The organism is Synechococcus sp. CCY 0621 (assembly GCF_019038465.1).
Classification (GTDB): domain Bacteria; phylum Cyanobacteriota; class Cyanobacteriia; order PCC-6307; family Cyanobiaceae; genus Cyanobium.
The window spans coordinates 147623-170206 of record NZ_JAFKRH010000015.1 but is presented as its reverse complement, the minus strand read 5'-3'; the positions used below and the strand labels follow the sequence as shown (position 1 = coordinate 170206).

The 22584-nt window shown below is 69.0% G+C and carries 22 protein-coding genes; 9 read left to right on the top strand and 13 right to left on the bottom strand.

The genetic code is table 11. From position 1 onward, the window contains the following. Window positions 1-2: 2 nt before the first annotated feature. A complete protein-coding gene (gene efp, locus KUG43_RS05970; protein WP_216907098.1) occupies window positions 3-563 on the bottom strand; it encodes an elongation factor P in 561 nt (186 codons plus the stop codon). 111 nt (window positions 564-674) lie between these two features. Here efp and KUG43_RS05965 point away from each other — a divergent pair, with 111 nt between their 5' ends. Continuing rightward, window positions 675-1766 (top strand): peptidylprolyl isomerase, encoded by a 1092-nt coding sequence (locus KUG43_RS05965; RefSeq protein WP_216907096.1) that lies wholly within the window; start codon window positions 675-677, stop codon window positions 1764-1766. Continuing rightward, a complete protein-coding gene (gene thiL, locus KUG43_RS05960) occupies window positions 1759-2781 on the top strand; it encodes a thiamine-phosphate kinase (RefSeq protein WP_216907094.1) in 1023 nt (340 codons plus the stop codon). Before KUG43_RS05965 ends, thiL begins: the two co-directional genes overlap by 8 nt. A 14-nt stretch (window positions 2782-2795) precedes the next feature. On the opposite strand, the gene KUG43_RS05955 is transcribed toward thiL, so the two are convergent. Further along, window positions 2796-3818, bottom strand: coding sequence for a type I glyceraldehyde-3-phosphate dehydrogenase (locus tag KUG43_RS05955; RefSeq protein WP_216907092.1), 1023 nt, complete (start codon window positions 3816-3818; stop codon window positions 2796-2798). Window positions 3819-3999: 181 nt separating this feature from the next. Here KUG43_RS05955 and murC point away from each other — a divergent pair, with 181 nt between their 5' ends. The 3 genes from murC to KUG43_RS05940 are packed head-to-tail and all read left to right on the top strand — an operon-like array spanning window position 4000 to window position 6702. After that, a complete protein-coding gene (gene murC / locus KUG43_RS05950) occupies window positions 4000-5436 on the top strand; it encodes a UDP-N-acetylmuramate--L-alanine ligase (protein ID WP_216907291.1) in 1437 nt (478 codons plus the stop codon). A 4-nt stretch (window positions 5437-5440) separates the two neighbouring features. Next, window positions 5441-6334 (top strand): UDP-N-acetylmuramate dehydrogenase, encoded by an 894-nt coding sequence (gene murB / locus KUG43_RS05945; RefSeq protein WP_216907090.1) that lies wholly within the window; start codon window positions 5441-5443, stop codon window positions 6332-6334. Between the two features lie 26 nt (window positions 6335-6360). Beyond that, complete coding sequence (locus KUG43_RS05940) at window positions 6361-6702, top strand: YbaB/EbfC family nucleoid-associated protein (RefSeq protein WP_216907088.1); 342 nt, start codon at window positions 6361-6363, stop codon at window positions 6700-6702. On the opposite strand, the gene rsgA is transcribed toward KUG43_RS05940, so the two are convergent. From rsgA to grpE, 4 genes are read right to left on the bottom strand one after another with little or no spacing between them, the layout of a single operon-like run. Beyond that, window positions 6677-7750, bottom strand: coding sequence for a ribosome small subunit-dependent GTPase A (gene rsgA, locus KUG43_RS05935; RefSeq protein ID WP_216907086.1), 1074 nt, complete (start codon window positions 7748-7750; stop codon window positions 6677-6679). The two genes, KUG43_RS05940 and rsgA, sit on opposite strands and share 26 nt — an antisense overlap. After that, window positions 7740-7985: a sulfurtransferase TusA family protein gene (locus tag KUG43_RS05930; RefSeq protein WP_216907084.1), complete on the bottom strand. Its 246-nt coding sequence runs from the start codon at window positions 7983-7985 to the stop codon at window positions 7740-7742. The genes rsgA and KUG43_RS05930 overlap by 11 nt, the downstream gene beginning before the upstream one ends. Beyond that, the gene (gene dnaJ, locus KUG43_RS05925; protein ID WP_216907082.1) at window positions 7982-9106 is read right to left on the bottom strand and encodes a molecular chaperone DnaJ; all 1125 of its coding nucleotides are present in this window, start codon (window positions 9104-9106) and stop codon (window positions 7982-7984) included. The genes KUG43_RS05930 and dnaJ overlap by 4 nt, the downstream gene beginning before the upstream one ends. Beyond that, complete coding sequence (gene grpE, locus KUG43_RS05920) at window positions 9106-9822, bottom strand: nucleotide exchange factor GrpE (protein ID WP_216907080.1); 717 nt, start codon at window positions 9820-9822, stop codon at window positions 9106-9108. The genes dnaJ and grpE overlap by 1 nt, the downstream gene beginning before the upstream one ends. Before the next feature lie 111 nt (window positions 9823-9933). Between grpE and KUG43_RS05915 the strand changes: the two genes are divergently transcribed. The 3 genes from KUG43_RS05915 to KUG43_RS05905 are packed head-to-tail and all read left to right on the top strand — an operon-like array spanning window position 9934 to window position 13782. After that, entirely contained in the window at window positions 9934-11391 is a 1458-nt protein-coding gene (locus KUG43_RS05915) for a GspE/PulE family protein (RefSeq protein ID WP_216907078.1), read from the top strand. A gap of 5 nt (window positions 11392-11396) precedes the next feature. Further along, the gene (locus KUG43_RS05910; protein ID WP_216907076.1) at window positions 11397-12476 is read left to right on the top strand and encodes a type IV pilus twitching motility protein PilT; all 1080 of its coding nucleotides are present in this window, start codon (window positions 11397-11399) and stop codon (window positions 12474-12476) included. A 55-nt stretch (window positions 12477-12531) separates the two neighbouring features. Continuing rightward, window positions 12532-13782 carry a type II secretion system F family protein gene (locus KUG43_RS05905; RefSeq protein ID WP_216907074.1) on the top strand — a complete coding sequence of 417 codons (1251 nt, stop codon included), beginning with the start codon at window positions 12532-12534 and terminating at the stop codon, window positions 13780-13782. Here the strand turns inward: KUG43_RS05905 and KUG43_RS05900 are convergent. Continuing rightward, entirely contained in the window at window positions 13764-15050 is a 1287-nt protein-coding gene (locus tag KUG43_RS05900) for a BaiN/RdsA family NAD(P)/FAD-dependent oxidoreductase (RefSeq protein WP_216907072.1), read from the bottom strand. The genes KUG43_RS05905 and KUG43_RS05900 overlap by 19 nt on opposite strands. Before the next feature lie 39 nt (window positions 15051-15089). Here KUG43_RS05900 and dusA point away from each other — a divergent pair, with 39 nt between their 5' ends. Continuing rightward, window positions 15090-16079 (top strand): tRNA dihydrouridine(20/20a) synthase DusA, encoded by a 990-nt coding sequence (gene dusA, locus KUG43_RS05895; RefSeq protein WP_286194433.1) that lies wholly within the window; start codon window positions 15090-15092, stop codon window positions 16077-16079. Window positions 16080-16107: 28 nt separating this feature from the next. Here the strand turns inward: dusA and KUG43_RS05890 are convergent, their stop codons facing one another. The 6 genes from KUG43_RS05890 to KUG43_RS05865 all read right to left on the bottom strand — a co-directional run bounded on the left by KUG43_RS05890 (window position 16108) and on the right by KUG43_RS05865 (window position 22543). Beyond that, complete coding sequence (locus KUG43_RS05890; protein ID WP_216907068.1) at window positions 16108-16629, bottom strand: RNA recognition motif domain-containing protein; 522 nt, start codon at window positions 16627-16629, stop codon at window positions 16108-16110. Between the two features lie 130 nt (window positions 16630-16759). Then, window positions 16760-18160: an argininosuccinate lyase gene (gene argH / locus KUG43_RS05885; protein ID WP_216907066.1), complete on the bottom strand. Its 1401-nt coding sequence runs from the start codon at window positions 18158-18160 to the stop codon at window positions 16760-16762. A gap of 38 nt (window positions 18161-18198) precedes the next feature. Next, window positions 18199-19608: a PP2C family protein-serine/threonine phosphatase gene (locus tag KUG43_RS05880; RefSeq protein ID WP_502988580.1), complete on the bottom strand. Its 1410-nt coding sequence runs from the start codon at window positions 19606-19608 to the stop codon at window positions 18199-18201. Window positions 19609-19653: 45 nt separating this feature from the next. Then, window positions 19654-21174, bottom strand: a complete 1521-nt coding sequence (gene ftsY / locus KUG43_RS05875) for a signal recognition particle-docking protein FtsY (RefSeq protein WP_216907064.1) — start codon at window positions 21172-21174, stop codon at window positions 19654-19656. A gap of 11 nt (window positions 21175-21185) precedes the next feature. Beyond that, window positions 21186-21812: a transcription antitermination factor NusB gene (gene nusB, locus KUG43_RS05870; protein WP_216907062.1), complete on the bottom strand. Its 627-nt coding sequence runs from the start codon at window positions 21810-21812 to the stop codon at window positions 21186-21188. Further along, a complete protein-coding gene (locus KUG43_RS05865) occupies window positions 21812-22543 on the bottom strand; it encodes a DUF502 domain-containing protein (RefSeq protein WP_216907060.1) in 732 nt (243 codons plus the stop codon). Before KUG43_RS05865 ends, nusB begins: the two co-directional genes overlap by 1 nt. Between the last annotated feature and the right edge of the window lie 41 nt (window positions 22544-22584).

Here is a 22584-nt window from a genome sequence, read left to right as displayed (position 1 = left end):
GATCAGGACTCCCGGCCCAGATAACTGTCGGTACGGGTGTCGACCTTGATCTTCTCGCCGATGGTGATGAACAGGGGCACCATCACCTGGGCGCCGGTCTCGACAATGGCGGGCTTGGTGCCGCCGGTGGCGGTGTCGCCCTTGACGCCGGGATCGGTCTGGGTGACTTCGAGCACCACCGAATTGGGCAGCTCCACCTCAAGGGGCTTGCCGTTCCAGGAGACCACGCTCACCTCCATGCCTTCCTTGAGGTATTTGCGTCCGTCACCGATCTGCTTGGCGGTCAGACGGGTCTCCTCGTAGGAGGCCATGTCCATGAAGACGTAATCGTCGCCTTCCATGTAAGTGTGCTGGAGCGTCGCCTTCTCCAGCTGGGCCTGGGGCATGGTCTCCCCGGCGCGGAAGGTCTTCTCCACCACGTTGCCGCTCTGCACGCCCTTGAGCTTGGTGCGCACGAAGGCCGAGCCCTTGCCGGGCTTGACGTGCAGGAACTCGACAACGCGCCAGACCTGGCCATCCAGTTCGATGGTTGTGCCGGTACGAAAGTCGTTGCTGGAGATCATTCCGGCGGATCGGATCGGGGGATTGTACGTCTGGCTACAGGCACGCCTGCGAGCCGTGGCAGGGGAGGCCAGGGCCGTTTGTGCCAAAGTCCAGGCAGTCACAAGGGAAGCATGGACCGGCGACGCAGGCCCATCGGGTTCACCACCACGCTGGGGGCCAGCCTGGCCCTCCTGCTCACCCTGCTGCTGGCGGTCCCCGCCGCCTGGGCCTACCTGCCCCAGGGCAACGCCGTCAGCGACCCCACCGCCCTGCTGCGTAACGCCCTGCCCATCGACCAGGGCGATCTTCAGAAGCTGCAGCACCGGCTGGAGGACACCAGCGACGACCTGCGGGCCAAGCGCTGGACCAGCCTCACCGGCTCCGTGCGCCGGGCCGAGTCCCAGCTGGGCAACAGCCGGGAGCGGATCCTGGCCAGCTTCGAGCCCGCCGACCGGGCCACCGCCGAGGCCCTGCTCACCGACGCCGCCACCCATCTGCAGGATCTGGCCGCCGCCGGCGAAGCCCAGGACCGGGACGGGTTCCTGGCGGCCCGCCGGGAAGCCCTGGCCGCCATCGGCCGCGCCGAAGGTCTGCTGGTGGGGGAGTTCCCCTTCGCCATCCCGTCTGAGTTCGATGCACTGCCGCGGCTGCTCGGCCGCGCCAGCGTGCGGCTGACCACCACCAAAGGCGACCTGATCACCGTCGTGGACGGTTACAACGCGCCCCTCACCGCCGGCGCCTTCGTCGATCTGGCCCAGCGCGGCTTCTACGACGGCCTGCCCTTCAACCGCGCCGAAGACTTTTACGTGCTGCAGACCGGTGATCCCGCCGGCCCGCTGACGGGCTACGTGGATCCGGCCACCAAGCAGGAACGCCAGGTGCCCCTGGAGATCAAGGTGCCCGGCGAAGAAGCCCCCTTCTACAACCAGACCTTCGAGGACCTGGGGATGTTCAAGGCCGAACCGGTGCTGCCCTTCGCCAGCAAGGGGACCCTGGGATGGGCCCACTCCGACGAAGCCCTGGGCGACGGCTCCTCCCAGTTCTTCCTGTTCCTGTTTGAGCCGGAACTCACACCCGCCGGCCTCAACCTGATCGATGGGCGCTATGCCGCCTTCGGCTACGTGGTGGATGGTCTGGATGTGCTCGAGGAGCTCACCGCCGATGACGGCATCGTCAAGGCGACGGTGATCGAAGGAGCCGACAACCTGCGCCCCCATGCCTGAGGGGCCAACCCTGGCGGAGCTGGGAGAAACGGAGCTGATCCGGTGCCTCGGCGCCTTCGCCCCCCTGGGCCAGTTCGGCGACGATGCCGCCCTGCTGGGTCCGGCCCTGCTCGGCCCGACCGGCGGGGGGGATCTTCAGCTGGTGCTGAACACGGACGTGCTGGTGGAGGACGTCCATTTCAGCGCCGCCACGATGGGCGCCTGGGATGTGGGCTGGCGGGCCGCCGCCGCCAACCTCTCCGACCTGGCGGCCATGGGCTGCCGTGATGCCGTGGGGCTCACCGTGGGTCTGGTGGCCCCGGGGGACACCCCCTGGCAGTGGGTGGAGGAGGCCTACGCCGGCCTGACGCAGCTGCTGGGCGCCCATGGGGGCGTGCTGCTGGGGGGCGACTGCAGCGGCGGCCGCCAGCGGCTACTGGCGATCACCGCGATCGGCAGGCTCCCGGTCGACCACGGCGGGCCGATCCGCCGCCGCGACGCCCAACCGGGCGATCAGCTGGTGTGCACCGGCGCCCATGGTCTGAGCCGCCTGGGCCTGGCGGTGCTGCGGGGCGAGGCCCTACCGGCTTTGGCGCCGGCCGTGCAGGAGCGGGCCATTCGTGCCCACCGGCGGCCCGTGCCCCGCTTCGATGCTGTGGTGGCCCTGGGCGTCAGCCGGCCCGTGGGGCTGCCCTGGCGCGTGGCTGGCTGCGACAGCAGCGACGGTCTGGCGGCGGCGGCGAGCTGCCTGGCGCTGGCCAGTGGCTGCACAGCCCTGATCAAGCGCCAAACCCTTCCCCTGGCCCCGGAGCTGGAGGGCCTGGCCGCCGCCGAAGACTGGTGCCTCTGGGGGGGCGAGGATTTCGAGCTGGTGCTGGCACTGGAGCCGACCTGGGCGGCAGCGCTGGTGGAGCAGCTGCCAGGAACCCGTTGCATCGGCCACATGGAGAGCCCCCTACCGGAGGGCCCCCTGGTCTGGTCGGACGGGGGGGAAGCGATCCCCGCCCCGTCAGCCAGCTTCCAGCACTTCGGCTGAATCGGGCCTGCAGCTCACTTCCAGTTGCGGGCGACCACTTCGGCCAGATCGACGACGCGCTGGCTGTAGCCCCACTCGTTGTCATACCAGGCAATCACTTTGACCATGTTCTCGCCCATCACCAGGGTGAGGTCGGCATCCACGATCGTGGATTCATCGGTGCCGGCGTGGTCGGTGGAAACCAGAGGAAGATCGCAGTACTTGATGATCCCTTTCATCCCGTTCTTGGAGGCTTCCTGAAGAACAGAATTGACCTCCTCCTTGGTGGTGCCGCGGCTGACTTCGAGGACGAGGTCGACCACCGAAACGTTGGGGGTGGGAACGCGCAAAGCGATGCCGTTGAGCTTGCCCTTCATCGGCGGGTAGACGAGCGCCACGGCCGTGGCGGCACCGGTGGAGGTGGGAACGATGTTGACCGCAGCGGCACGGGCACGGCGCAGGTCGCGATGGCTGGCATCGAGGATGCGCTGGTCACCGGTGTAGCTGTGGGTGGTGGTCATCATCCCCTTGACGATCCCAAAGCTCTGGTCGAGAACCTTGACGAGCGGCGCCATGCAGTTGGTGGTGCAGCTGGCGTTGCTGATGATGTCGTAATCCTCGTGCCGGTACTGGTCGGCATTCACGCCAATCACGAAGGTGCCGACACCTTCGCCCTTGCCCGGAGCCGTGATCAGCACCTTGCTGGCGCCGGCTTCGATGTGCTTACCGGCCCCTTTCTGATCAATGAAAACACCGGTGGCTTCGATCACCAGATCCACGCCCCACTCCTTCCAGGGGAGGTTGAGGGGATTGCGATCGGAGAAGCATTTGATCGGCTTGCCATTGACGACAATGGTGTCGTCGGTGTAGCTCACTTCCGCGTTGCGGATGTGGCCGAGCATCGTGTCGTACTGGAGCAGGTGAGCGTTGGTCTTCGGATCGGACGTGTCGTTCAGACCGACCACTTCGATGCCGGTGTTCTCACCACGGCTGAGCCAGCAGCGCATGAAATTCCGACCGATTCGGCCAAATCCATTGATCGCAACGCGCAAGGTCATGGCAGAAAGCGGTGGAACCCGCTAGCAAGAGGGGATTTTGGCTGCCGATCATACAGAAATGGGGTCCTGCTCTTTCCCGCAGCCACAGGCCCCGGATCGGACGGTCGGCAAAGCGCAGTATCCCGCAAAGGGGGGAGGGCGGACCTGACGTTATTTTCGGCAAGGCCAGGAGTCCCCCTTGATCCCAAAGCTCGATCGCCGTCAACCGCTCCATTTCATCGGAGCCGGTGGCATCGGCATGTCTGCCCTGGCGGGGATCCTGGCGGAACGGGGCTTCCTGGTCAGCGGCTCCGATCCCCGCCCGAATCCAGTGCTGGAGAGGCTGCGGTCCGCTGGGGTACGGGTGTTTCAGGAGCAGACCGCCGCCACCATCGCCGCGGTGATGGCGGCCGAAGGCGCCCCCATGGTGGTGATCAGCTCGGCAGTGCCCGCCACCAACGAGGAGCTGGCCGAGGCCAGGCGGCGCGGGCTGTCGGTGGTGCACCGCTCGGACGTGCTGGCGGCCCTGATCAATGACCAAGCCTCGATCGCCGTGGCCGGCAGTCACGGCAAAACCACCACCAGCACGTTGATCGCCACCCTGCTGGAGGCCGTCGGCGAAGACCCCACCGCCGTGATCGGCGGCATCGTGCCGGCCTTCGGCAGCAACGGCCGCCATGGCCAGGGGCGGTTGCTGGTGGCGGAAGCCGACGAATCGGACGGCTCCCTGGTGAAGTTCACACCCCGGCTCGGGCTGCTCACCAACGTCGAACTTGACCACACCGACCACTACCCGGACCTGGCCTCCCTGGTGGCCACCCTGCAGCGCTTCGCGAGTGGCTGCACGACCCTGCTGGCCAACGGGGACTGCCCGGTGCTGCGGGAGCACTTCAAGGCCACCAGCTGGTGGTCCACCGGCAGCAGCGAGGCGGCGGATTTCGCCGCCATTCCCCTGGAGGAGCGGGGTGACGGCACCCTGGCCACCTGGTACGAGCAGGGGGTGGCCCTCGGCACCCTGGAGGTGCCCCTGCCCGGCCGCCACAACCTGAGCAACACCGTGGCGGCGATGGCGGCCTGTCGTCTCGAGGGCGTGCCCTTCGAGGCCCTGCGACTGGCGGTGGCGGGCCTGCGCCCCCCCGGGCGCCGCTTCGACTGCCGCGGCCTCTGGCAGGAGCGGGCCATCGTCGACGACTACGCCCACCACCCCAGCGAAGTGGCCGCCACCCTGGCCATGGCCCGGCTGATGGTGGAGAGCGGCCGCAGCCCACTGCCGTTGGTGCCCCTCCGGCTGGTGGCGGTGTTCCAGCCCCATCGCTACACCCGCACCGCCCAGTTTCTGGACGACTTCGCCGCCGCCCTGACCCAGGCCGACGCGGTGCTGCTGGCGCCGCTGTACGCCGCCGGAGAGGCACCGATGGCGGGGATCTCCAGCCCGGCCCTGGCCGAAGCCGTGCGGACCCTCGCCCCCGACCTGCCGGTGGCGGTGGCGGCCAGCATGGAGGCGCTGGCGCAGCTGGTGGCCAGCGGCACCGGCCCAGGCGACCTGGTGCTGGCCATGGGGGCCGGCGACATCAACAGCCTCTGGGAGCGCCTGGGGGCCCTGGACGGGCACGAACGACCTTCAGCACTGGTGGCCTGAGCGGATGGTCGCGGCCCCGTCCAGCCAGCCCCGCCCCTCGGTCTCCCTAAGGGAGTTCACCAGCTGGAAGGTGGGCGGGCCCGCCGCCTGGTTCGCCGAACCCGCCGACCAGGAGGCCCTGATCGCCCACGCCGCCTGGGCGGCGGCCGCAGGCCTTGCCTTCCGCTGCATCGGCGCCGGCTCCAACCTGCTGATCGCCGATGGCGGCCTCGACGGCCTCACCCTCTGCAACCGCCGCCTGCAGGGCAGCCGCCTGGACCTGGCCGAGGGCTGGGTGGAGGCGGAGGCGGGGGAACCGATCCCCACCCTGGCTCGCAAGGCCGCCCGGAGCGGCCTGCGGGGGCTGGAGTGGGCCGTGGGCATCCCCGGCACAGTGGGTGGGGCCGTGGTGATGAACGCCGGCGCCCAGGGGGGCTGCACGGCGGAGTGGCTGGACTCGGTGTGGGTGCTGGATCCCCGCCGGCCCGAGGCCCCCTTCCGTCTGGAGGCCGCCGATCTGGCCTTCGCCTACCGCCACAGCCGTCTGCAGGACGAACCGCTCCTGGTGCTCTCGGCCCGGTTCCGCCTGGAACCAGGGCATGACCCTGCCACCCTCACGGCCCGCACCAGCGCCAACCTGCACAGCCGCACCAGCACCCAGCCCTACCAGCAACCCAGCTGCGGCAGCGTCTTCCGCAACCCAGAACCGCTCAAGGCGGGCCAGCTGATCGAATCCCTCGGCCTCAAGGGGCTGAGCGTCGGCGATGCCCAGGTGTCACCGATCCACGCCAATTTCATCGTCAACACCGGTTCCGCCACCGCCGCCGACATTGACGCCCTGATCCGGCTGGTTCAGCAAAGGGTTCTGGAAGGCCGCGGCGTGCAACTGCACCCGGAGGTCAAACGCTTGGGGTTCTAGCCTGCTGGCAACGTTGACCACCTGGCATGGCCGGCTTCGGACTTCCCAACTTCGGACAGCTGACCGAGGCCTTCCGCAAGGCCCAGCAGATTCAGCAGGACGCCCAGAAGCTCCAGGAGGAGCTTGATGCGATGGAGCTGCAGGGCAGCGATCCCGAGGGCCGGGCCAGCGTCTGGCTCACCGGCAACCAGCAGCCGCTGCGGGTCACGCTGAGCCCCGAGCTGCTCGGCGAACCGGCCGAAACCGTGGAAGCTGCGGTGCTGGCGGCCCTTTGCAACGCCTACGAGCTCTCCACCACCACCATGCGCGAGCGGATGGAAACCCTCACCGGTGGCCTGGATCTCAATCTTCCCGGTCTGGGGAACTGAGCTCCCCTTCCAGCGCCTGACGCAGGGTGCTGCGGGAGGAGCGGCGCAGCTGGGGATCGAGCAGGGGCTCAAGGCGATCACCCCGCCGACGCATCCCCCCTTCCCCCTGGCGCCCCTGACCGCCACGGGAGCGGGCCCCAACCAGGGCCTCCACCTCCTCCAGACAGCGGCCATAGATGCCATGACGGTCCCAGGTGCCTCCCATGGCACAGCCGGGATCCCCCTGGTGGCGGCAGTTGGCGAACCGGCAGGGGGACGCCCTGAGCCGGGCCAGCAGCTCCGGGAAAGCGGCGGCAAGGGTCTGGGGATCGCCCGGCAGGGCGGGGGTGTTGAAGCCCGGTGAATCGGCCACCAGGGCCCCCGGAGCCAGGGGAAACAGTTCGACATGCCGCGTCGTGTGGCGTCCCCGCCGCAGCCGTCCGGACACGGCGGCGATACGGAGCTCCAGGGCGGGGGCCAGGGCATTGAGCAGGCTGCTCTTGCCGACGCCGGAGGGGCCGCAGAGCACGGCGATGCCCGGCTGCTCCAGATCACTCCGCAACGCCGCCAGGCCTGCCCCGGTGCGGGTGGAAACGGCCAACGTGGCGTAGCCCCAGCCCTGCAGCCGCCGGCACCACGCCTCCACCGCGGCCGCCGGCAACAGGTCGGCCTTGCTCAGCACCACCTGCACAGGCTGGCCGGTGGCCTCCGCGGTGATCAGGAAGCGGGTGAGTTGCAGGGGATCGAGGCCCGGCTCGGCCAGGGCCACCACCACCACCACCCGGCTGACGTTGGCGACCGCCGGCCGCTGCAGCAGGTTGTGGCGGGGTTCGAGGCCCACCACCGAACCCCGTCGCGCCCGCCAGTCAACGGACGCCACCGTGACCCGATCACCGACACACACCTGCAGGCCGCTCTTGTCGAGGCGGGTGCGGCGGGTGCACAGCAGGCGGCCGCCCCTGCCCGGCTCGGAGCCATCGGTGCCGAGCTCGGAGGGCCCATCGAGATCCACCAGGCAGTAGTTGGCCTGCAAGGCCACCACCCGACCCGGCAGCGGATCAGTCCCCATCCCGTTGCACCCGTAGCCGCACCCCGTCCCCTGGGGCGAACGGCGAAGGGACGACCAGCTCCACGGCGTGACCCTCGGAGCGCAGACCCTCAGCCACCATCTGCTCCGGTTCGCCCCCGTCCAGGTCGATCTGGAGCCAACCTCCCGGTGGCAGCGTTTCGAGCGCCAGACGGGCCCGGATGAAGTTCACCGGGCAGGCGGTGCCCCGCAGATCGAGGGCGACCGGGTCGTTCAACCGAACAGGCCGCCGAACAGGCCGCTCTTGTGGTGGTGGCGCTGGCCCTTGCTGGTGTGGTGTCCGGCCAGCTGCTCGAGCAGTTGCCGCTCCTCACCATTGAGCTTGGTGGGCAGCTGCACCTTGATGGTGAACTGGTGATTGCCGCGGGCCACCGGATTGCCCAGGCGGGGAATCCCCTTGCCCTGCAAGGTGATCACGGCCCCTGGCTGGGTGCCGGGGGGGATCTCCAGGGGCTCATGACCATCGACGGTCTCCACTTCGATCGTGTCGCCGAGGATCGCCTGGAGGTAATTGAGCGACACCTCCGACAGCACCGTGACCCCATCCCGGCGCAGGTGCGGGTGGGCCTGGACCGTAAGGAACACATAGAGATCACCCGCGGGTCCACCCCGCTGGCCGGCGTTGCCCTCCTGGCCGACCCGCAGCCGGGTGCCCGAGTCGACACCGGCGGGAATGTTGATGCGCAGCTTCTTGCGCACCTGCTGCAGGCCCTGGCCGCCGCAGGCGGAGCAGGGATCGGCAATCACCTGGCCGCTGCCTTCGCAGGTGGGGCAGGGCGCCACCTGGGTGAAGTTGCCGAAGGGGGTGCGGGTGGCCCGTCGCACCTGGCCGGCGCCGCCGCAGGTGCCGCAGGTGGTGGGGCCGCTGCCCGCCTTGGCCCCCGAGCCGCTGCAGGTGGAGCAGGTTTCGAGGTGGCGGATCTGGACGTCCTTCTCACTGCCGAAAACGGCCTCGCTGAAGCTGATGGTGAGATCGAGGCGCAGGTCGTCGCCCTGGCGAGGCCCCCGGCGGCGTGCGCCACCGGCGGCACCGCCGCCGGCCCCACCGAAACCGCTGAAAAAGGTTTCGAACAGGTCGGCGAAGCCACCCATGTCGCCCATGTCGGGCATGCCACCGCCCCCACCCAGGCCGGCCTCGCCGAACTGGTCGTAGCGGGCCCGGGCCTGGGGATCACTGAGCACCTCGTAGGCCCGGCCAATCTCCTTGAAGCGGTCCTCTGCGGCCGGATCCTTGTTGACATCCGGGTGGTACTGGCGGGCCAGGCGCCGATAGGCCTTCTTGAGGCTGTCGGCGTCCACGTCCCGGCTGACACCGAGCAGCTCGTAGTAATCGGCCATCAGTCGGATTGCCCCTCACTGGGGGGGGCCGAGGCTTCGGCAGGGCTGGACCCACCGGCAGGACCGGGGCCCATGGACACCTTCACCAGGGCGTGCCTGAGCACGCGGCCGTCCAGGTGGTAGCCCCGCTGCAGCTCCTCGATCACCACATCCTCCGGATGGTCTTCACTGGGTTCGCGCAGCACGGCTTCGTGAAGGCTGGGGTCGAAGGGTTCCCCTTCCACCCGCATCGGCGAAACCCCCAGCTGCTTGAACACGTCAACCAGCTGCTTATAGAGGTTCTGGTAACTGCGGTGCAGGGTCTGGGCCTCTTCGCTCTGGGGGTTGAGCTGCTGGCGGGCCCGGTCGAAGTTGTCCACCACCGGCAGGATCTCGGTGAGGGTGGTGCAGGTGATGTGCAGGCGCTGGTCCTCCTTGTCGCGGCTCTGGCGCTTGCGGAAGTTGTCGAAGTCGGCGGCGATGCGCATGTACTGGCCGCGCAGCGACTCGTTTTCGCTGCGCAGGCTGGCCAGTTCAGCCTCGAGCTGGCCAAGGCGATCGACGGGTTCCGCTTCGGATGGGGTCACCTGGGGGCCTGGATCAGCCGTGGTGGCGTCGGCCTCGCCATCGGCGGTCGCCTGCAGGGTCTCGAGGAGGGCTTCCACCCGGGCCGCGTCGACCGCGCCCTCCCGGGGATCGATCCGTTCCTCATGGGGGGGAGTGATGTCGCCGGTCATGCGTTCTGGCAGGGATGTCAGATCCAGTTATGTTGAATGCCGAGGAGCCCTCTCCACAAGCGGTGGAAGCCCGCACCTCGGATCCAGGCTTCGCACCCGATCCTTCCCTCGATGCCATCAGAAGGTCTCACCCAACGTCCGCAGGTCACCGGAGCGGAGCACACCTCTCTGTTCCGCGGTCTCGATCTGGGTCAGGCCGCCACTCCCCAGGGACAACTGACTCCGGAAACCGAGGACCTCGAAGCCAGCAGCTCTGGCGAGGGCATCTCCCCGGTGATGAGCCTGGTGGACCGCATTCTGATCGAGTCGCTCACCACCGGTGCCAGTGACATCCACGTCGAGCCCCAGGAGGATGGCCTGCTGGTCCGGTTCCGCCAGGACGGCGTCCTGCGCAGCATCGACAAGCTGCCCCGCACCCTGATCCCGGCGGTGACCTCTCGCTTCAAGATCATGGCCGACCTGGACATCGCCGAGCGACGGATGCCCCAGGACGGAAGAATCCGCCGCAACTTCCGCGGCCGCACCATGGATTTCCGTGTCAGCACCCTGCCGGGTCGCTATGGCGAGAAGGTGGTGCTGCGGCTGCTCGACAGTGGCGCCACCCAGCTGGGCCTGGACAGCCTGATCACCGACGACGAAGCCAGGAGGACCCTGCGGGACATCGGCTCCAAGCCGTTCGGCATGATTCTGGTCACCGGACCGACCGGTTCCGGCAAATCGACCACCCTCTACGCCCTGCTCTCGGAGCGCAACGACCCCACGATCAACATCTCCACCGTGGAGGATCCGATCGAGTACACCCTCCAGGGCATCACCCAGACGCAGGTGAACCGGGAAAAGGGTTACGACTTCAGCTCAGCCCTGCGGGCCTTCATGCGGCAGGACCCGGACGTGCTGCTGGTGGGGGAGACGCGCGACCTGGAAACCGCGCGCACCGCCATCGAGGCGGCCCTGACGGGCCACCTGGTGCTCACCACCCTGCACTGCAACGACGCCGCCAGCGCCTTCGCGCGGCTCGATGAGATGGGCATGGAGCCCTTCCTGGTCAGCGCTTCGCTGCTGGGGGTGGTGTCGCAGCGATTGCTGCGGCGCCTGTGCGGAGAGTGCCGCGTCTCTTACCACCCCAACCACGTCGAGCTGGCTCGCTTCGGCCTGGTGGCGTCCGATGAAAGCGAGATTTCGTTTTATCACGCCAACACGGTGTCGCCCGGCTCGGAGGGTTGCTGCAGCGCCTGCCAGGGACGGGGCTACAAAGGCCGGGTGGGGGTCTACGAGATCCTGCGCATGAATGAGACGCTCTCCGCCGCCGTGGCCAAGCGGGCGACGACCGAGGAGCTGCGGCGTCTGGCCCTGGAAAGCGGCATGAAAACCCTCCTGGGCTACGGCCTCGACCTGGTGCGGCAGGGGCTGACCACCCTCGAGGAGGTGGAACGGATGCTGCTCACCGACACCGGCCTGGAATCGGAACGGCGGGCCCGGGCCCTGAGCACCCTCACCTGCCGCAGCTGCGGAGCCGGGCTGGAGGACGAATGGTTGGAATGTCCCTACTGTCTGAGCGTTCGGAGCTGAGCGGAATGGACCTTCTGATCGAGGACCTGATGCAGGAACTGGTGAAGGCCGGAGGCAGCGACCTGCACCTGTCCGCGGGGAATCCACCCTATGGCCGCTTCAGCGGTCAGCTGAGGCCCATCGTCCAGGACACGAACCTCAGCGAGGAGAGCTGCAACCGACTGATCTTCTCCCTGCTCAACAACGCCCAGCGCAAGAACCTCGAGCAGAACTGGGAACTGGACTGCTCCTACGGCCTCAAGGGTGTCGCCCGTTTCCGCATCAACGTCTACCGCCAGCGGGGCACCTATGCCGCCTGCCTGCGGGCCCTCGGCAACTCGATCCCCAGCCTGGAGAAACTCGGGCTGCCGCCGATCGTCGAGGAGATCAGCAACAAACCCAAGGGTCTCGTCCTGGTCACCGGTCCCACCGGTTCCGGCAAGACCACCACCCTGGCCGCGCTGATCGAGCACATCAACGCCACCCGTTCGGAACACATCCTCACGATCGAGGATCCGATCGAATTCACCTACAAGAACGTCAAGTCGATCATTCACCAGAGGGAGCTCAACGAGGACACCCGCAGTTTCTCCAATGCCCTGCGGGCGGCCCTGCGTGAAGATCCCGATGTGATCCTTGTGGGCGAACTGCGCGACCTGGAAACGATCCAGCTGGCCATCACCGCTGCCGAAACCGGCCACCTCGTCTTCGGCACCCTGCACACCAGTTCCGCCTCCCAGACCGTGGACCGGATGGTGGACGTGTTCCCCGCCGGCCAGCAGACCCAGATCCGGGTGCAGCTCAGCGGCAGCCTGCTGGCGGTCTTCTCCCAGACCCTCTGCAAAAGCGCCGAGCCCACCAGCAATGGGGCCTTCGGCCGGGTGATGGCCCAGGAGATCATGATCAACACCCCAGCCATCGCCAACCTGATCCGGGAAGGCAAGAGCTCCCAGCTCTATTCCCAGATCCAGACCGGCGCCAACCAGGGCATGCAGACGCTTGAACGCGCCCTCGCCAATCTGGTGGAAGACGGCAAAGTCAGCCGCGACGAGGCCCTGCTGAAAACCACCAAACCGGATGAGCTGGTCAGGCTTCTCGACCGATGATGGTCCCCTGATCCCCTGCCCCGGACGCCGATCCCCGTTTCACCCGAGCGCCGCCATGACCGCCTTCGTCGTCACCTACACCACCAAGTCCGGCCAGCGCCGGGAAATGACGCTCACGGCGGACAACCCTTCGGTGGCCCGGCGGGAGCTTCGCCGCCGCGGCATCCTGCCGAACACCCTGGTGCGCAAGGAGGCGCCGAAGATTCCCCAGGGGGGCGCCAAGAAAGCGACCTCCTCCTTCAGCGGCCTGGCTGACCTGCTGGAGGGCCCGGTGACGATCCGGGACAAGGCCCTGTTCGCCAACAAGCTCTCTGCCCTGGTGGACGCAGGCGTGCCCATCCTGCGCAGCCTCGACCTGATGCGGATGCAGCAGCGCTCGAAAAAGATGCGCATGGCCCTGGCAGGCATGACCCAGGACGTGAACCAGGGGGACAGCCTGGGCAATTCGATGCGCCGCTGGCCGAAGGTGTTCGACAACCTCAGCATCGCCCTGGTGGAAGCGGGGGAAGCCGGCGGCGTCCTTGACGACACCCTCAAGCGCCTGGCCAAGCTGCTGGAGGACAACGCCAAGCTCCAGAATCAGATCAAGGGAGCCATGAGCTATCCAGTCACCGTGCTGGTGATCGCGATCGCGGTGTTCCTGGGCATGACCATCTTCCTGATCCCGACCTTTTCCAGCGTCTTCGATCAGCTGGGGGCAGAGTTGCCCCTGTTCACCCAGATGATGCTGAACCTCAGTGAGTTTCTGCGCTCCTGGAAGGCCCTGATCCTGCTCGGGGGTCTGGTGGGCTTTGCCTTCTGGGTGGTGGCCACCTACAAAACGCCGATCGGGCGACGTCAGATTGATGGTCTGATGCTGAAGCTGCCTCTGTTCGGGGAGCTGCTCGTAAAAACGGCGAGTGCCCAGTTCTGCCGCACCCTGAGCTCCCTCTCCAAGGCTGGTGTTCCGATTCTTCTTTCCCTGGAGATCGTGAGGGAAACGGCCACCAATTCCGTGATTTCCGATGCCATCATTTCCTGCAAGAATGAGGTGAGCGAAGGCATGCCACTCAGCGCCGCCCTGCGGTTGAAGAACGTGTTCCCAGAGATGTGCGTCAACATGCTCGCTATCGGTGAAGAAACCGGCGAGATGGACGCCATGCTCTCCAAGGTGGCCGACTTCTACGAAGACGAGGTGACCACCATGGTGAAAGCCATGACGTCCATGCTTGAGCCAGCCATGATCGTGCTGGTGGGCATCATCGTCGGATCGGTGTTGCTGGCGATGTACCTGCCGATGTTCTCGATCTACGAGCACGTGCGCTGAGCCGCCAGCGCCTGCCCCGCCAGCCAGCCCGAACTCCAGCAGTGCTGGAAATTGAAGCCACCTGTCACCCCGTCCACATCCAGCAGCTCCCCCACCAGGAACAGCCCCGGCTGAACCCGGCTCTCCATCGTGGCCAGGTTGACTTCCGACAGGGGGATACCCCCGGCGGTCACGAACTCCTCGCCGAAGGGTCCCCGGCCTGAGATCTGGTAGCGGCTGTCCCGCAGGGCGGTGATCAGGGCCTGCTCGCTGCGGCGGGGCAGATCGGCCCAGCGCAGGCTGGCGTCGACGCCTACCAGGGCCAGCAGGTGCAGCCAGAGGCGGCGGCTGAGGTCGGGCCACGGGCGCCAGTTGCCAAGCTGACGGCGGGCCTGTTCAAGGCGGGCATCGGCGAACCACCCCTCCAGCTCCGCCGGCTTGCGGCCACCGGTCCAGTCGACCCGGAGCCCGGCCCGGTAGCGGCGTTCCCGCAGGGCGCGGGCGGCGAAGGCCGTGAGCCGCAGGGTGGCCGGACCGCTGAGACCCCAGTGGGTGATCAGCACCGGCCCCCGTTGCCGCTGGGGCTTGGTGGCGGTGGCGGCGATTCCCGGCAGGGGCGTGAGCAGCAGCTCCAGCTGCACCGGGTCCATGGCCACCCCGGCCAGGTCCACCAGGGGGTGATCGGCCAGGGTGAGGGTGAACAGGGAGGGCACCGGCGCCACCAGGCCATGGCCCAGGGAGGCGGCGATGCGGAGGCCGCTGGGGTGGCTGCCCGTGGCCAGCACCAGGTGCTCGGCCTCCAGCTCGGCCCCCGAGCGCAACCGCAGCCGGAAGCCCCCGCCGGGGAGGGCCTGGGCCGTCTGGCCCGCCTGGGCCGTGTGCAGCACCACCCCGGTGGCGATCGCCGCCCGGCGCAGGGTCTCAACCACCGAGCTAGAGCGGTTGGAGCGGGGAAACAGGCGGCCGTCGGGCTCCTCCACCAGCTCAAGGCCGTGGGCCTGGAACCAGGCCACCGTGTCGCCGGTGGCGAAACGCGAGAAGGGCCCCCGCAGGGCCTTGCCGCCACGGGGATAGTGATCCACCAGCAGCCGCGGATCCCAGCAGGCGTGGGTGACGTTGCAGCGACCACCGCCGCTGATCAGCACCTTGTGCAGCGGTTCGGGGGTGGACTCCAGCAGCAGCACGCCCCCGGGGAAGCGGCCACCGGCCGCTTCGGCCGCCGCAATGGCGGCCATGAAGCCTGCCGGACCACCTCCCACCACCACCACGGAGGCACGGCTGGGCAGCATGGGGCGATGGAGCACAACTACCGCTTCAGTGTGGCGCCCATGCTGGACTGCACCGATCGGCACTTCCGGGTGCTGATGCGGCAGGTCAGCCGGCACTGCCTGCTCTATTCCGAGATGGTGGTGGCCCGGGCGCTGCACCACATCGCCCGAGACGGTTCCGCCTCCCGGATGGGGGAGCGGCAGCAGCGGCTGGAGCGGCTGCTGGGGTTCGATCCGATCGAGCACCCGCTGGTGCTGCAGCTGGGGGGCGACGACCCGGAGCTGCTGGCGGAGGCCGCCCGGATGGGGGCCGCCTGGGGCTATGACGAAATCAACCTGAACCTGGGCTGCCCCAGCGAAAAGGTGCAGCAGGGCCGCTTCGGGGCCTGCCTGATGGCGGAGCCGGAGCGGGTGGCCCGCTGCGTGGCGGCGATGGCGGCAGCCACGCCCCTGCCGGTGACGGTGAAGCACCGCATCGGCATCGACGAGCGGGATTCCTACGCCGAACTGCTGGCCTTCGTGGACACCCTGGCCGCGGCCGGCGCCGCCCGCTTCGCCGTCCATGCCCGCAAGGCCTGGCTGAACGGCCTCGATCCGAAGCAGAACCGCACCGTGCCTCCCCTGCGCTGGGATCTGGTGCACCGCCTCAAACAGGAGCGGCCGGCGCTGCGGATCGAACTGAACGGCGGCCTTGAGGAGCTTGCACCCTGCCGGGAGCAGCTGGCCTGGGTGGATGGGGTGATGGTGGGAAGGGCCGCCTACGCCCACCCCCTGCGCTGGGCGGGTGTGGACCGGCAGATCTTCGGGGATGGGGGCGCCGAGGAGGCCCGGGCCTCGACGGTGCTCCGGGGGGTGCTGCCCCACACGGAGCGCTGGTGCGTCGCGGGCGGACGGCTGTGGCCGATCGCCCGGCACCTGGTGCAGGTGGTGGAAGGGGTCAGCGGGGCGCGCGGCTGGCGCGGCTGGCTGACCCGGGAGGCCGCGAAGGCCGGCGCCGGCCCAGAGGTGCTGGAGGCCGCCGCCAGGCAGCTGGAGGAACGGGGCCTGTGACGCCGATCAGCCTGGGTTCCCGCTCGCTTCAGCCCTCGGCGCCGCCGTAATCGCCGCCACCGCCATACTCACCACCACTGCCACCGGTGCGGCGCCGGCGCGAACGACCCGCTTCAAAGGCGTCGGGGGCGGCACCGCCAGCGCCTGCAGCACCGCCGCCACCGCCGTAGCTGCGGTCTTCCCAGCCCTTGGCACCGGAACCCCGATCGCCACCACCGCCGTAACCGCCGCCGCCATAACCGCCACCACCACCGCCGTAGCCACCGCCACCCCGGCGCGGGGCGCCACCGCCACCACCACCGCCACCACTACGGGGTTCGGCCTTGTTGATGCGCAGGGGACGGCCCATCAGCTCAGCGCCCTGGAGGGCATCAATGGCCCGGGTCTCGGTCTCAGCGTCGGCCATCTCGACGAAGGCGAAGCCGCGCTTGCGGCCGGTGTCACGCTCCAGCGGCAGGGAGCAGTTGACCACGGCTCCAAAGGGAGCGAACAACTCAGCCACGTCCTCCTGCTCAGCGCGGAAGGGAAGATTGCCGACGAAAATACTCACTGACCGATGAGGGGGAACCGATGGCGCGCGCAGGCGCCTGAGACCCGCCAAGGTTAGACGGAGACGCGCGATTCCAACGCCTGCCCGCCCAGCCAGCGCCAGGGGGCCAGGGGAGGATGGGGGGCGCGCCTCAGGGGGTCGAATCCAGCCGCTCCCGGGCGTGCCGCAGCTGCTCGGCCACCCGCTCGAAGCCCGTGCCACCTTCGCTGCGCCGTGCGGCCACCACCTGCCGCGGCGCGATCACGGCATGGATGTCCGCCTCGAAGGAGGGATGCAGCTCCTGCCAGCGCTCCAGGGGCAGATCGGCCAGCAGCCGCTGTTCCGCCAGGCAGGCCTTCACCAGCCCTCCGACCAGCTGATAAGCCTCCCGAAAGGGCACCCCGCGGGCCACCAGATAGTCGGCGACGTCGGTGGCGTTGGAATAATCGGCGGCCACGGCGGCCTCCAGCCGGGCGGGGCGGAACGCGAGCCCTTCCTCGAACAGCACGGCCATCGCCTCAAGACAATCAAGGCAGGTGCGCACCCCATCGAACAGGGCTTCCTTGTCTTCCTGGAAGTCCTTGTTGTAGGCGAGGGGCAGACCCTTGATCATCGTGAGAAGCCCCATCAGATGGCCGAAGACGCGGCCGCTCTTGCCGCGCACCAGTTCGGGCACATCGGGGTTCTTTTTCTGGGGCATCAGGCTGCTGCCGGTGGCGCAGCGGTCGGTGAGCCCCACGAAGCCGAATTCCTCGCTGGCCCAGAGGATCACCTCCTCCGCCAGGCGGCTGAGGTGGGCCATCACCAGAGACAGGGCCGCCATTGTCTCGACGGTGAAGTCGCGATCACTCACCGCATCGAGGCTGTTGGCGTAGATCGCCTCGAAGCCCAGCTCGGCGGCGGTCTGGCGGCGATCGATCGGCACCGAGGTCCCCGCCAGGGCCGCCGCCCCGAGGGGGCAGATGTTGACGCGGCGACGCACGTCGGCCAGACGCTGGCGGTCACGTTCGGCCATCTCGACGTAGGCCAGCAGGTGGTGGGCCAGGCAGACCGGCTGGGCCCGCTGCAGGTGCGTGTAGCCGGGGATGAGGGTGTCGGGGTGGGCGTCGGCCTGGGCCAGCAGGGCCCGCTCGAAGCGCACCAGGGCGGCATCGATGTGGTCGATGCGGCGCCGCAGCCACAGGCGCAGGTCGGTGCCCACCTGGTCGTTGCGGCTGCGGCCCGTGTGCAGCTTCTTGCCGAGGGAGCCGAGCCGTTCGATCAGCCGCCGCTCCACGGCGAAATGCACGTCCTCCGCCTCGAGGCCCGGCGTGAAGCTGCCGGCGGCCGCCTCGGCCCGGATCGCCTCGAGCCCCTCGATCAGGCGCTCGGCTTCCTGGGCGGTGATGACGCCACAGCGGCCCAGCATGCGGGCATGGGCGATGGAGCCGTCGAGATCCTCCTGCAGCAAGGCGATGTCGAAACCGATCGAGGCGTTGAACCGCTCGATCGCCGGATGCAGACCCTGCTCAAAGCGATCGCTCCAGGTGGTGGGGGAGGGGTCAGCAGCCATCACGGGGTTCCGGGCAGCCCTTCAGCTTGCCATTCGTCTCAGGTCGGGGGCAGGGAGGGCAGCACCACCCCGTCTCGCACCTTCAGCACCACCATCGAGGCATCGTCCTCGAGGCGGCGGTCGCTGCCGACGAAACGGTCGAGGCGCTCGAACAGCCGGTCCAGGATCGTCTGGGCCTCATGGGCCGCCCGGCAGGCGCCATGGAAGGCCCGCACCAGCCGCTCCTCATCGAAGCGCTCACCGCTGAAGCCACTGGCTTCGGTGACGCCATCCGTGTAGTACAGGATCACATCACCCGGCTCCAGCTGCAGTTCGCCGCAGCCGTATTCCGCCTCGCTCTGCAGACCGATCAGCAGGCCGGGGGTGTCGAGCCGCTCCACCCGGCCCATCTGGCGCCGCCACACCAGCGGCGGGTTGTGGGCGGCGTTGGCGTAACGCAACAGACGGGTGCGGGGGTCGTAGTCGGAATAGAAGAGGGTGACGAAGCGGTGCGAATGGGCCAGGTCCTCCTGGGCCAGCTGGTTGAGGTCGTGGAGGATGCGATCCGGGGGCAGGCCGCTGAGCACCTCGGCCCGCAGCATGCCCCGCAGCAGGGTCATCAGCAGGCCGGCCGGCACCCCCTTGCCCATCACATCTCCCATCACCAGCGCCCAGGGGGCCTGCTCGCGCCGGTGGCCGGTGAGCTGGGGCTGGGTGGGGATGAAGTCGTAGTAGTCGCCGCCCACCTGGAAGGCCGGACGGCAGAGGGCCGCCAGCTCGACGCCATCGATCACCGGGCAGTGGTCAGGGAGCAGCTGGGACTGGACTTCGGCGCCAATGCTCAGCTGGCGGTCGAGCCGTTCATGGCGGCGCCGGTCCTGCTGCAGCACCTCGTTCTCGAGGGCCACGCCGGTGAGGTCGGCCACCAGCTGGAGGTGGCGGCGGCGCACGTCGCTCCAGCTGTAGCCGCGCCGGCCGCTGAACACGTACAGCCGGCCCCGCTGGCGACTGCGGGCCACCACGGAAGTGGCGAAGACCTGCTGGGCGCCGAGCAGGCGCTGGACCAGGGGGTCGAGCAGCACCGCGACGGCCTCATCACCCTCCTGGTTCTGGAGCTGGCCATCGGGCAGGGCGGCCAGCTGGCGCAGCACCTCGGCACTGCGCTCACCGGCGGTGGCCTGGAGCTGCTCGCGCCAGAGCCGGCCATCGGCATGGAACACCACCAGCAGGCTGCCTTCGGCCTCCACCAGCCGGGCGGCCACCAGGGGCACCAGCTCAAGGAAACGCTTGAGGTTGGTGTAGCTGCGCAGGGCGAACGCCAGCGACGCCAGCAGCTCCTGGTTGCGGCGCTGTTCCCGGCCGAGGCTGTCGAGCAGCTGGCGCAGCGAGGCCGTGAGCGACGCCCCCCGATCGGGTGACGGGGACGGTGCGGAGGTGGAGAGGGGCTGCGGGGGCGGCTGGCTGCTCACCGAGCGGCCGCAAAGGACACGCAAGGTAGCAGCGGCTGGCGGAACTCAGGAGGCCAGCAGCGCCTCGACGAACTCGAAGCTGTTGAAAGGCCGCAGGTCGCGGATGCCCTCCCCGGCCCCGATGAAGCGGATCGGCAGCCCCGCCTCGGAGGCCACCGCCAGGGCAACGCCGCCGCGGGCGCTGCCATCGAGCTTGGTGAGCACCACCCCGGTGAGGCCGGCGGCGCTGGCGAAGGCCATGGCCTGTCGCAGTCCGTTCTGGCCCTGGCTGGCATCGAGCACCAGCAACGACTCCACCACCGCTTCCGGCGCCAGCTTGGTGATGGTGCGCCGCACCTTGCCCAGTTCCTCCATCAGGTTGTGCTTGGTCTGCAGCCGGCCAGCCGTGTCCACCAGCACCAGCTCGGTGCCCTTGGAGCGGGCGGCGCCGATGGCGTCGTAGACGACGGCCGCCGGATCGGCATTGGCGCTGGGGTTGGCCACCACCGCCACACCGCTGCGCTCGCCCCAGACGCTCACCTGCTGCACCGCTGCAGCCCGGAAGGTGTCGGCGGCAGCGATCAGGCAGGTGTAGCCGCTGCGCACCGCCAGGTTGGCCAGCTTGCCAAGGGTGGTGGTCTTGCCGACCCCGTTCACCCCGACCAGCAGCCAGACGTTGAGCCGCTCGCGCTGGGGGGCCAGCACGACAGTGTCACCGGCCCGGATGGGGGCGTCCAGCAGGCCGCGCAGCTGCTCCTTGAGGAAGCGCAGGCCTTCGGCCGGATCCACCACCTCCTCGTTGAGGCGGCGGCGCAGGGCTTCGAGCACCTGGTCGGTGGCCTTCACGCCCACATCGGCGCGCAGCAGGGTGGACTCGAGATCGTCGAGCACCGCCGGGGTGAGGGGATCGTCGCCGAGGTTCTCCAGCAGCTGGGTGACGAAGCCCTTGCGGGTCTTCTCCAGGCCGCGGCGCAACCGGCCCAGCCAGTCGATCTCCTCCAGGGACACCTCCTCGACGCGCCGTCCCTGGGCCGCCAGCACCTCGGCCGACCAGGTGAAGGTGGCATCAAAGGCCCCGAGGCTGGGGTCGGCGGCATCGGCCTCTGCGGCCAAGGGAGTCGCTGCGGCGGCAGGCGCCGCGGCCGGCTCGGGCTCGGCGGGGGCGGTGATCTCCTGGAGGCGCTGCTGGCGCTGGGCGGCGGCCTGCTCCAGCAGGGACAGGCCCGTGGCCACGGGCGGAGCAGCAGGGTGTGCGGGCTCGGGCGCTGGCGCCGGCTCAGGGGTTGACGGCGGCTCGATGGCGGCCGGAGGGGCGGGCTCGGGCGCCGCCATCACCGGGCTGGCCGCCTCCTGCTGGGCCTTGAGGCGGGCGTAGGCCTGGCGCGCCCAGGCCAGGGCGTCCTCGTCGACGCCGGCGCCGGCCGGAGCGGCTGGGGCTGGCGTGGGAGCCCCCACGGGCTCAGAGGGTTCCACCGGGGGCTCAGCAGGCGCCGCCGCTGCGGGCTCCGGCTCGGCCTCGGGAGCGGGCTGCGGTTCGGGCTCCGGGGCGGGCTGGGCCAGCGTCCGTTTGAACCAATCGAAGACCATCGCGTTCCTGCCTAAACCCTGGCGGCGGTGAAGCGCCGCAGCACACCGTTGATCATGCGTCGCCCCTGGTCGTCGCTGTAGCGGTTGGCCAGTTCCACCGCTTCGTTGCAGGCCACGGCGGCGGGCGTGGCGAAATCCTCGAGGTCCACCACCGCCAGTCGCAGGATGTCGCGGTCGACCCGGGGCAGGCGGGTGAGCCGCCAGCCTTCCATCACCGCGTCGATACGGCGATCGAGGCTTTCACGGTCGCGCAGCACCGCCTTGGCGCGGGCGATGGCATCAAGCCGCACGGCGTCCTGGTCGGCCAGGAGCAGCAGACGCGGCAGCTCCAGGCTGGCCGAGAGGCGATTGAGGGCCTGCTCGGCATGGGTGAGGCCGTCCTGCAGGTGGCGCCGCACCGTGGGCAGCTGCTTCTCGCCCTGGTCCTGCAGCTCGCTGTCGAGCAGCCGCTGCTGGGCCTGCTGCAGATCCTCGGCGGAGCGGTCGAGGGCCTCGCGCACGTGCTGGCTGAGGGTGGTGACGGCCTGCTGCAACAGAACATCAAAAGAGCCGGTGGGGGCTTCGGCCCCACTGCCGCGATCGCTCACCTGACCCAGCATCAGCAGGGCCAGTTCACGGGCAAGGGTGCGACTCTGCATCAGGAGGTTTGGGGGGCGCGCAGCTGGGCCAGGAGGCTGGCAAAGCTGCGGTTGGAGTTGGGTTCCCGCTCGTCCGGGCTGACGATGCCGGCGGAGATGATCGTGCGGAAGGCATCCTCCACGCTCAGCTCCAGATCCTTCACCAGGCGCTCGGGCACCACCGCGTACCAACCGGTGGTGGGGTTGGGGGCGGTGGGAATGAAGACGCTGAGCATCTTCTCGCCGAAATCGGACTGGATGGCGGTGCCGATCACTCCGGTGACGAAGCCCACGGCGTAGAGCCCTTCGCGGGGATACTCCACCAGCACCACCCGCCGGAAGCGGCTGGAGTTGCCCTGCAGGAAGGTTTCCAGCAGCTGCTTGAGGGTCTTGTAGACGGAGCCCGCCAGGGGGATGCGCAGCAGGGTGCCCTCACCGAACTCCAGCAGCCAGCGGCCGACGATGTTGCGGGCCATCAGGCCGATCAACAGGATGCCCAGCAGGGGCACCAGCAGCCCCACCCCCAGGTTGATCAGGTCCTGGAGGAGGGGGTTGAGGGTGTTGAACGGGTTGAACTGCTTGGGAATCGAGGTGAGGAAGGCCAGCACGAAGCGGCTCACCGTGGTGGCGAGCCAGATCGTGGTGGCCAACGGAATGACCACCAGCAGGCCGGCGATCAGATCGTTCTTGAGATCCTGCTGCAGCCGGTTGCCCAGGGGCTGGTCGGAACTGGGACTACTGGATGGGACCAATGGAAGAAGGGGTCCGTAGGGGCGAAACCCTAACGGTAACG

Coding starts and splice junctions, on each gene's coding strand:
- KUG43_RS05915 (WP_216907078.1), top strand. CDS start 9,934: ATGCCATCAGAAGGTCTCACCCAACGTCCGCAGGTCACCGGAGCGGAG.
- KUG43_RS05940 (WP_216907088.1), top strand. CDS start 6,361: ATGGCCGGCTTCGGACTTCCCAACTTCGGACAGCTGACCGAGGCCTTC.
- KUG43_RS05955 (WP_216907092.1), bottom strand. CDS start 3,818: ATGACCTTGCGCGTTGCGATCAATGGATTTGGCCGAATCGGTCGGAAT.
- murB (WP_216907090.1), top strand. CDS start 5,441: ATGGTCGCGGCCCCGTCCAGCCAGCCCCGCCCCTCGGTCTCCCTAAGG.
- argH (WP_216907066.1), bottom strand. CDS start 18,160: ATGGCTGCTGACCCCTCCCCCACCACCTGGAGCGATCGCTTTGAGCAG.
- grpE (WP_216907080.1), bottom strand. CDS start 9,822: ATGACCGGCGACATCACTCCCCCCCATGAGGAACGGATCGATCCCCGG.
- dusA (WP_286194433.1), top strand. CDS start 15,090: ATGCTGGACTGCACCGATCGGCACTTCCGGGTGCTGATGCGGCAGGTC.
- nusB (WP_216907062.1), bottom strand. CDS start 21,812: ATGCAGAGTCGCACCCTTGCCCGTGAACTGGCCCTGCTGATGCTGGGT.
- thiL (WP_216907094.1), top strand. CDS start 1,759: ATGCCTGAGGGGCCAACCCTGGCGGAGCTGGGAGAAACGGAGCTGATC.
- KUG43_RS05965 (WP_216907096.1), top strand. CDS start 675: ATGGACCGGCGACGCAGGCCCATCGGGTTCACCACCACGCTGGGGGCC.
- dnaJ (WP_216907082.1), bottom strand. CDS start 9,106: ATGGCCGATTACTACGAGCTGCTCGGTGTCAGCCGGGACGTGGACGCC.
- ftsY (WP_216907064.1), bottom strand. CDS start 21,174: ATGGTCTTCGATTGGTTCAAACGGACGCTGGCCCAGCCCGCCCCGGAG.
- KUG43_RS05900 (WP_216907072.1), bottom strand. CDS start 15,050: ATGCTGCCCAGCCGTGCCTCCGTGGTGGTGGTGGGAGGTGGTCCGGCA.
- efp (WP_216907098.1), bottom strand. CDS start 563: ATGATCTCCAGCAACGACTTTCGTACCGGCACAACCATCGAACTGGAT.
- rsgA (WP_216907086.1), bottom strand. CDS start 7,750: ATGGGGACTGATCCGCTGCCGGGTCGGGTGGTGGCCTTGCAGGCCAAC.
- KUG43_RS05905 (WP_216907074.1), top strand. CDS start 12,532: ATGACCGCCTTCGTCGTCACCTACACCACCAAGTCCGGCCAGCGCCGG.
- KUG43_RS05910 (WP_216907076.1), top strand. CDS start 11,397: ATGGACCTTCTGATCGAGGACCTGATGCAGGAACTGGTGAAGGCCGGA.